Annotated in this window: 10 protein-coding genes; all 10 read right to left on the bottom strand. The window is 51.4% G+C overall.

Annotation, left to right across the window (positions count from 1 at the left end; translation table 11 throughout):
* The coding region (gene panC / locus AAGC78_RS21505; protein ID WP_435786160.1) for a pantoate--beta-alanine ligase at positions 1 to 809 on the bottom strand (809 nt) is incomplete at its 3' end.
* 112 nt (positions 810 to 921) lie between these two features.
* On the bottom strand, positions 922 to 1,431 hold the full coding sequence (locus AAGC78_RS21500) for an MOSC domain-containing protein (protein WP_435786159.1): 510 nt from the start codon (positions 1,429 to 1,431) through the stop codon (positions 922 to 924).
* The gene (gene dnaB, locus AAGC78_RS21495) at positions 1,424 to 2,833 is read right to left on the bottom strand and encodes a replicative DNA helicase (protein WP_435786158.1); all 1,410 of its coding nucleotides are present in this window, start codon (positions 2,831 to 2,833) and stop codon (positions 1,424 to 1,426) included. The genes AAGC78_RS21500 and dnaB overlap by 8 nt, the downstream gene beginning before the upstream one ends.
* A 136-nt stretch (positions 2,834 to 2,969) precedes the next feature.
* The gene (rplI, locus tag AAGC78_RS21490; protein WP_435786157.1) at positions 2,970 to 3,416 is read right to left on the bottom strand and encodes a 50S ribosomal protein L9; all 447 of its coding nucleotides are present in this window, start codon (positions 3,414 to 3,416) and stop codon (positions 2,970 to 2,972) included.
* A 12-nt stretch (positions 3,417 to 3,428) separates the two neighbouring features.
* Positions 3,429 to 3,656: a 30S ribosomal protein S18 gene (gene rpsR / locus AAGC78_RS21485; protein ID WP_007643439.1), complete on the bottom strand. Its 228-nt coding sequence runs from the start codon at positions 3,654 to 3,656 to the stop codon at positions 3,429 to 3,431.
* 2 nt (positions 3,657 to 3,658) lie between these two features.
* The gene (gene rpsF, locus AAGC78_RS21480; RefSeq protein WP_435786156.1) at positions 3,659 to 4,096 is read right to left on the bottom strand and encodes a 30S ribosomal protein S6; all 438 of its coding nucleotides are present in this window, start codon (positions 4,094 to 4,096) and stop codon (positions 3,659 to 3,661) included.
* A 211-nt stretch (positions 4,097 to 4,307) separates the two neighbouring features.
* Complete coding sequence (locus AAGC78_RS21475; protein WP_435786155.1) at positions 4,308 to 5,825, bottom strand: response regulator; 1,518 nt, start codon at positions 5,823 to 5,825, stop codon at positions 4,308 to 4,310.
* Positions 5,826 to 5,916: 91 nt separating this feature from the next.
* Positions 5,917 to 7,707 (bottom strand): ATP-binding protein, encoded by a 1,791-nt coding sequence (locus tag AAGC78_RS21470; RefSeq protein WP_435786154.1) that lies wholly within the window; start codon positions 7,705 to 7,707, stop codon positions 5,917 to 5,919.
* Positions 7,708 to 7,723: 16 nt separating this feature from the next.
* Complete coding sequence (locus AAGC78_RS21465) at positions 7,724 to 8,731, bottom strand: ATP-binding SpoIIE family protein phosphatase (RefSeq protein ID WP_435786153.1); 1,008 nt, start codon at positions 8,729 to 8,731, stop codon at positions 7,724 to 7,726.
* 36 nt (positions 8,732 to 8,767) lie between these two features.
* On the bottom strand, positions 8,768 to 9,161 hold a 394-nt coding region (locus AAGC78_RS21460; protein ID WP_435786152.1), incomplete at its 5' end, for an anti-sigma regulatory factor.

Genomic DNA, 9,161 nt, shown 5'->3' with positions numbered 1-9,161 from the left:
TGGGTATACATGGCGCCGAGTATAGTGATCTCCCGATCATCGTGTGCCGCCATTTCCAGCGTGCGGCTATTGCAAATACTGATGTAATCCACACGAAACCCGGTCGCCTCTATCTGCGCCCGCGCCTCGTCCACCAGTACCGTAAAATCGCGGCGACCCTGCTCTATTGCCTGTTTGATTCCATTCAAACTGCAGTTGAGCACATCCACTTTCGGGCGCTCATCCGCCGTGATAAAACCATTGCGCGAACTCATCGCCAAACCATCGGCTTCGCGGAAGATCTCACCTGCGGTAATTTTAACCGGAATACACAAGTCTTCCACCATCCGGCGAATAACCGCCAACTGCTGGAAATCCTTGATCCCGAATACCGCTTCGTCCGGCTGCACAATATTAAACAACTTGGTGACTACGGTTGTCACGCCCTCAAAGTGACCCGGGCGACTAGCGCCGCAGAGTACATCAGTCATGGTCGGCACAATAACGCGGGTCTGCTCGGCCATACCATTGGGGTAGATTTCTTTTTCATCGGGGCAAAACAGGTAATTGCAACCCACCGCTTCCAGCTTGGCTGAGTCAGCTGCGAGGGTACGTGGGTATTTATCCCAGTCTTCATTAAGGCCAAATTGCAGCGGATTAACGAAAATACTGGTCACGACCACATCGCAATTTTGCTGGGCGATCTTCACCAGCTCGATATGCGCACTGTGCAGGTTGCCCATAGTCGGCACAAAACCAATTCGCTTGCCGGCTTTACGCTCTGCATTTAACGCTTCACGAAGGGATTGAACGTGATGAAAAACCTGCATATTCGTGCCTCAAACTGCCATCAATATAGGCCGGGATTCGGGCGCGCGATAATACACGGTCAGGATTGAGAAGTACATTTTGTGAACAAAAAATAACCAGCGTAGAGGAAAACTAGTCGAGCAAAGGTAAACGGATTACCGCATCGCCAACACCCATCTTTCCGCCCTGAATAACTTTGGCGCATAAGCCGCCGTAGCCAAACATTGCGGCAGTGCCGCCGGCGCCGAGCGCTTCATCCATGCGAGAACAGGGGTGGCAAAGGGCGTTAGTTTCGAGGATGACTTCGCCGATTTGTAAACGCTGGTAGCGCAGCAAATTCATATTCATACCGGAGATCACCAGATTGCGGCGCAGCAGGCGCGGATCAATTGATTCGTGTCCGGTGTGTTGGCAAATTTGCTGGATATATTCGCTGCTGATCAAAGTGACCTGACGTGCGGAACCGGGTGTTTTTTTCATCCGGTGATCCCCCACCAGACCTAAATCAACTACAGCTTCGATTGAATCGACCACCACTACTTCACCGCGTCGCTCACTGCGCAAACCAATCCACTCCAATTTGCCGGGGGCGATATTGGCGCAGAGCTTATCGAGCAGTCGAGCCTGGCTATTATTAGTCATAACCACCCTGACTGAGATACTCAGGGGCGAGGTTGTCAAAGCGGGTGTATTTACCGACGAAGGCGGCGCGGCAGGTACCAATTTCACCGTTACGCTGCTTACCGATAATCAACTCGGCCATGCCTTTATCGGGGCTGTCTTCGTTGTAGTATTCGTCGCGGTAGATGAACAGGATAACGTCGGCGTCCTGCTCGATGGCGCCCGATTCACGCAAGTCCGAGTTCATCGGGCGTTTATTCGGGCGCTGTTCCACACCGCGGTTTAACTGCGAGAGCGCAATCATCGGGCATTCAAATTCTTTCGCCATACCCTTAAGCGAGCGCGAAATCTCCGAGATTTCCTGGGTACGACCTTCGCCACTTCCAGCCACTGTCATCAACTGCAGGTAGTCGACCATGATCATGCCGGGATTGCCGTGTTCGCGCGCAATACGGCGGATACGGGCGCGCATTTCCTGCGGGTTCAGGCCGCCGGTATCGTCAATAAATAATAGTTTGTCTTTCAGCTTGGCCACTGCCGACGAAAGTTTCGGCCAATCCTCTTCGGTCAACTTACCGTTACGCATCTTGCCCTGGTCGATGCGGCCAATAGACGACATCATCCGCTGCACCAATGCGGTTGAGGGCATTTCCATACTGAATACCACCACCGGGCGCGCTTGATTAAACAAGGCACCTTCCACGAAGTTCAGCGCCAACGCGGTTTTACCCATGGACGGACGTGCAGCAAGGACAATTAATTCACCCGGTTGCCAGCCGGAAGTACGCTGGTCCAAGTCGGTAATCCCCGAGGGCACACCGGTGATGTCACTGCCGGAGCGAAACAGTTCATCGATGCGCTTTACCGTTTCTTTTAACAGCTCATTAACGCCAACCAAACCGCCCTCTTTGGGGCGATCTTCGGCAATTTCGGCTACGCGTTTTTCGGCAAGTTGCAGCAGGTCATCAGAGTCCAGACCAGCCGGATTCATACTCGATTTACTGATTTCCTGCGCTGCACCAATCAGCTGGCGCAGGGTTGAACGCTCGCGCACGATCTTGGCGTAAGCGGCGATGTTAGCGGCACTCGGGGTGTTGTTGGCCATCTCGACCAGATAACCCAAACCACCAACGCGCTCCAACTCGTCGTGCTTGTGTAATTCTTCGGAAAGGGTAATGACATCGAGCGGCTGACCAGCCTCTTGCAACTCAAGCATCATGCGGAAGATCAGCTTGTGATCGTCGCGGAAAAAATCGGACTCAGTGACAACTTCCAGCACCGCGTCCAGGCGGTTATTGTCGAGCATTAACCCGCCCAACACCGATTGTTCGGCTTCCACCGAATGCGGCATTGCGGAGTGGTTGGATAGCTCGCTTGCGAGGCGATCCTCAAAACTGGATGTGTCGAAACTGGATTCAGGCATAGGTCGTATCGTTATTCATCAATTCCGGTGCAAAAAAAATCGGGCACTAGCGGCTCAACCAAAGGTTGTCGATAGTGCCCGATTTCATATTGCTTGTCAGCAGAAGCTGACAAGCAAGGCTAGCGATCGCAGGAGATTACTCAGCGATAACAGCCAATTTAACAGCTTGAGTCACTTCAGAGTGCAACTGAACATCGATCTCGTATTGACCGATTTCACGCAGCACGCCTTGTGGCAAGCGAACTTCTGATTTTGCAACTGCAACGCCAGCAGCAGTAATTGCTTCAGCGATGTCGCGAGTACCGATAGAACCGAACAGACGGCCTTCGTCACCAGCGTTAGCAGCAATAGTCACTTCCAACGCAGCAAGCTTCTCAGCACGTGCGGTAGCGTCAGCGATTTTGCCTGCAGCAGCAGCTTCCAACTCAGCGCGACGCGCTTCGAAGTCAGCGATGTTTTTAGCAGTAGCAGCAATTGCTTTGCCTTGTGGCAAAAGGTAGTTGCGGCCATAGCCAGACTTAACGGTAACTTTGTCACCAATAGCGCCTAAACGGCCTACTTTATCGAGCAGAATAACTTCCATCTCTATTACCCCTTACTCGTGGCTGTCAGTGTATGGAATCAAAGCCAGGTAACGGGCACGCTTGATAGCAGTAGCCAACTGACGTTGGTATTTTGCTTTGGTACCAGTGATACGGCTTGGAACGATTTTGCCAGTTTCAGTGATGTAGGCTTTCAGGGTTTCAACATCTTTATAATCGATGCGCTTGGTGCCTTCAGCGGTAAAACGGCAGAATTTACGACGACGGAAAAAACGGGCCATGGTTATACCTCCTGCTCTTCTTCGAATTCATCTGCATCAGCACCGTCTTCGTCAGACAGTTCTTCTGCGTCATCACGACGTTCAGCGCGTGGTGGACGTGCTTTGCGCTCGCGGCCTTCTTTCTCAGCCTTCAGGATGAATGATTCTTCAGTGATAGCAGCATCTTCACGCAGAACCATGCTACGCAAAATGGCATCGTTGTAACGGAAGTTGGTAGTCAACTCTTCCAACACAGCTTCAGAGCACTCTACGTTCAACAGAACATAGTGAGCCTTGTGTACTTTGTTGATTGAGTAGGCCAATTGACGACGGCCCCAGTCTTCGAAACGGTGAACTGAACCACCGTCAGCTTTGATAGCAGAGGTGTAACGCTCTACCATTGCAGGTACTTGTTCGCTTTGGTCCGGATGAACCAGGAACACGATTTCGTAATGACGCATTTTTAGCTCCTTACGGGTTAAAGTCTCCTGGCCCGTTTTTGACAACAGAGGCAGTGAGACAAGGAGTAGCCAGTTTTCTGAGCTGCACTAATGCAGATTCGTTCCCCCCGGCTGGTTTGGGGTGCGGAATTGTACGGATTTGCAGCAGGTGATGCAAGGTGAAATAGCGGTGCGCAGGCGGGAATAGTGCGATAAATGGCGTGTTTGCTAGCTACAGATGCAGCCCAAGCTTGCGTAGCTTGTCAAAATCCACCGGCTTGGCGAAATGATCATCAAACCCGGAGGCAAAAGCATTGCTGCGATCCTGCTCCTGCCCGTAACCGGTCAGGGCGATCAGGGTGAACTGCTTGCCATTGGGCAACGCGCGCAGCTGTGCAGCCACCTCGTAACCACTCATATCGGGCAAGCCGATATCGAGGAAGATAATATCCGCTGGAAATTGCGCGGCAATGTCAATTGCCTGCTGACCGGTATAAGCCACTTTTACGCTATGGCCAGTCATGCCCAGCAGCTGGGCAAGGGTATCGGCGGCATCAACATTGTCGTCCACAATCAGGACTTTTTTAACCTCGGACGACACTTCCGGCTGTTCAGCCATTTTGCATTTGGCGTCAATCTGGGTTTGGCTCAGCACCGGCAGCACTATCTCAAAGGTACTGCCCTTGCCTAGGCCATCGCTGATAGCGGTGACAGTTCCGCCATGCAGACTCACCAGATTTTTCACCAGCGACAAACCAATTCCCAAACCGTCCTGCACCTGATCACTCAGATGACCGTGCTGGGAAAATAAATTAAAAATGGCGTTGATCGCACCAGCTTCAATGCCGATACCGTTATCGGTGATGCGGATGCGCGCGCCCTGTTTTTGCAGATCAACATACAAACCTATCCTGCCGCCCGGCTCGGTAAATTTTGCCGCGTTCAATAATAGATTCGCCACTATCTGCGACAGACGCACTTGATCGCCACACACCTGAATTGGTTCAGACGGAAACACCACCTCCAAACTATGGCCTTTGTTATTGATGGCTTGGGTCGATGTTTCTACCGCGTTATCAATTGCTGTGCGCAAATTTACCGCCTCGTGGCGCAGCGAAATTTTGCCTTGCGAAATTCGCGCAACATCCAATAAATCATCCACCAAACGGACCAGATGATCAGTGTGACGCTGAATGGTATTGCGCGCATGCTCTTGCGCAGCCAAGGCAGTGGGGTCAAGCCTGCGCAACAACTCCACGGAGGTGCGAATTGGCCCGAGCGGGTTGCGTAATTCGTGAGCGAGGGTTGCGAGGAATTCATCTTTGCGGCGATCCATGTCGCGCAGCTCGCGCTCAACACGGCCGAGACGCAAGAGTGCTTTCACGTTAGCGATCAATTCATCCGGCTCAATCGGCTCGACCAGATAATTATCGGCACCGCCATCGAGCGCACGAACTTTGTCGGAAGGATCGATAAACGATGCAGAGGTTTGCAAAATCAATATGGCTTTAGTGGATGGATTTTCTTTCAGGCGACGACAAACTTCCATGCCGTTGATATCCGGCAATTTTACGTCCAGCAGAATAAGATCCGGCATTTCGGCGTGCGCGCGCGCAATCGCATCTTCGCCATTAGACGCTTCGATTACGCGCAAACCCGCATGTGTCAGGATGCGCGATTTTGCATAGCGAGCGCCGTCGCTATCATCGACATTCAATACAAGCGCGTCTTTAAAAATCCGCAATGGCATATCTCATTCCTCAAAATTCATCCTCTGACTGCTGCAACTCCACCCCATCCCTGTGTTTATTTTTTGGAGGCAGTTATGTTTGGCAGCCGGATCAAATAGCAGATTGCTGTTGGTATTCGCTGCCGGATACAGGTTGCCCAACCAAGGTGCGCAAGGTTGAAAGCAATTGTTGTTTGAATAACGGTTTCACGTAATAGGCATCCGCACCGAGCGACAAACCTTTTCGCTTGTCTTCTACTTCCGTCACGATAATGACTGGCACATCGCTACGCGCTGGATCATTTTTTAATTCTGTCAGCCACAACCAACTGTCTTCACCGTGCAGCACAATATCCAATATTACGGCCGTCGGCCTCTGTGCGGTCCAGCGCTCAACGGCTTCGCGCAAACTGCGTGCGGCAACCGGGCGGAATTCCGTATTAAGCAAAAACTTTTCGTATTGCATCTGCACCGCAAGATTGTCTTCCACAATCAAAATAGGGATGCGTTTATCGTCGGTTTTTATGCGCACGTTTGCTGCTTCTGCAATAGTTTGCTCGGGCATACCGATAGTCATCGGCAAGGTCACTGAAAAAGTCGAACCCACACCGGGAATACTGGTGACAGCTACATCACCGTGCAACAGCCGCGCCAGATTCCGACACAGCGGCAACCCCAAGCCTGTGCCTTTTACTTTGCGCTGCTGCGCGCTTTCTATCTGGCTAAACTCTTCAAAAATTAATTGCAGGTCTTCGGCGCGAATACCTATTCCGGTATCCGCCACGGTAAAGGTCACCTGATTTTTTTCCGGAGTCACTGTTGCACTCACGGTGATTTCACCTTCCTCTGTGAACTTGAGCGCGTTGGAAATAAAATTGCGCAGGATTTGTGACACCTTGGCTTCATCAGTAAACATGGTCACCGGTGTTTCCGGTGCAATAAACGTGAGTGTGAGCGATTCCGATAACAGCAGCGGGCGCAACATTCCACGCAGCGCGCCAAACAAACTGCCAACATCAAACGGCACTGGTCGCACATCCACTTTCCCTGCTTCAATTTTGGCGATATCCAGCAAATCGTTTACCAATTCATTCAGTCCGCTCGCCGCTTGCAGGATATAAGTCACCTGCTTTTCCTGTTCAATACTCAGCTCGCCATCCACTCGCTCCAACATCAATTTCGCCAGTGCGCGAATCGAGCTGAGCGGCGTGCGAAATTCATGGCTCATGTTGGAGAGGAAGCGTGATTTCATTTGATCGGCACGACGCAAATGCCCGGCTTTTTCATCCAGCTCGGCATAGAGCGCAACCATACCGCGATTGGTATCTTCCAATTCACGCGTGAGCAGTGTCAGATCATCTTGCCGCGATTTTAATTCCGCCAATGCCGAGAGTAATTCCTGATTCTGCTGGATTACTTCCGTCACAGTAATGTCCGCGGGCATAGCGGTTAATTTGGCAAATACGCTGGCGCTGGATTTCACTGTAATGACTGGCGCTAAGCGCGGAAAAATTTTCTTGAGAGTAATGCGTGTACCAGTCGGGCCGGTTTTGATATCAAAGCGATCAGCCAAACGGCGCGCACCGATAATCCCCATTCCCATTCCCGTACGCGATTTATAATCCCCCGCGAGAATTTGATCGAGGTTGGCAATGCCGGGGCCTTTGTCTTCAATCGCCACCACCAAAATTTGCGGTGCAGTATCGCCCTCAACACTGAAATAAATTTTACCGCTGCCCGCATAATTAAATACGTTGCGCGCAAGTTCGGATACCGAAGTCGCAATACGCACCTGGTCTTGCATACCAAAACCACACAGCAGTGCAATTTGTTTAGCGCGTTGGCGCACGGCAACTACATCAGTTTCATTATTCACGAGTGCAGTGAGGATACGGATAGTCATCAGCAGCTCCGCTTATTCAATGTTCACGTACGACAACGACAGTCGCGTCGTCGCGGCCACGGGTAAAATCGCGATAAATAACCGCTGCAATGATTGCCGGATGACAATGTTCAAGGCCGGGATACAGATCCAGATCCCAGCGGGTATTAATGCCATCCGAGTGCGCAACCAGAAGCGCATCGCGCTCCCAGCTTTCAGAAAATTCCTGCAGCTTGCGCAAATTGCTACCAATGATGCCGTTGTGTGAAACCAAATGGCGACCACCTTTGCTATTCAAAATACACACCGCAATATTGCCAACGCCAGCAAAAGTAAGCGTGCCTAATTCGCCATTGATTTGCCCAACTGCCACCGCTGCCCCGCGCGTGCCCTGCAATGCCTGATGCGCGCGTTGCAAAATAACCGAGGGACTTTGATTGTTGAATTCATCTTTTAATGCGACGGCCGCATCGGACGCTTTAGCAGCTTCAGGCCCGTGCCCGAGACCATCGGCAACTAGTAGCGTTAATTTTTTTTCGTGCGCGGCCATCGCCCAATTATCGCCACTGACTTCTTCACCTTTAAGCGGGACGCAGACAGCACCAATTTGCCACGGCGACGATTTAGGTTTTTCCACACTCGCCCACAACAACATCCACAGCACAGTGCCTTTATTCGCTTCGGAATAAATATCAAAATCCTGGCTCAAACGGCGCAGTGTGCCCAAACCAATTCCATAGGTACCGGCGGTGGAATTTCCATCTTCAGAATGCCAATCTAAATTCTCGATGCCCGGCCCTTTATCGAGTGCAATCACTTCAATGCCGACTTGCTCACCTTGATACAAAGCACGCAATAACATTTGTCCGTCGCCCGCATGTTTGACAATGTTGGTTGCTGCTTCGGTAATCAGCAACGCCAATTGCCCTGCGCGAGTTTCATCAAAATTTAATTCACGTGCGAGCACTGCACCCGCACGACGCACAACCGCTACGCTGCTAATGTCCTGCAGATCAAACACTAGTTGCGTTCCATAGCTACTCAAGATAGCGCCCCAAAAAAAGTGACCCCAAATAATTACTCAAAATTGCTTCCACTTAATAATCGTGACAGTAGTGCCTTCACCTGGCGCCGTGTCAATTTCAAATTCGTCAGCGAGGCGCTTTGCACCACTCAAACCCAATCCCAAACCGCCACCGCTGGTATAGCCGTCGGTCATCGCCAAACCCAAATCGGCAATGCCCGGTCCCTTATCAATAAAACTTAATTCAATACCTCTGCGATTATCCTCATTGCGCCGAACCACATGCGCTTCGCCACCGCCGCCGTAACGCAGGGTGTTGCGCGCAAGTTCACTCGCGGCGGTAACCATTTTGGTTTGATCAATCAAACTGAAACCCAACGCAATCAAATCGTCGCGCACTTTTTTGCGCAGACGAACCACATCCTCATCAGTCTGCAATGGCAGCACCGCA

The sequence above is a fragment of the Cellvibrio sp. genome (assembly GCF_039207905.1).
Classification (GTDB): Bacteria; Pseudomonadota; Gammaproteobacteria; order Pseudomonadales; family Cellvibrionaceae; genus Cellvibrio.
This window is presented reverse-complemented; position numbering and strand designations above follow the sequence as displayed.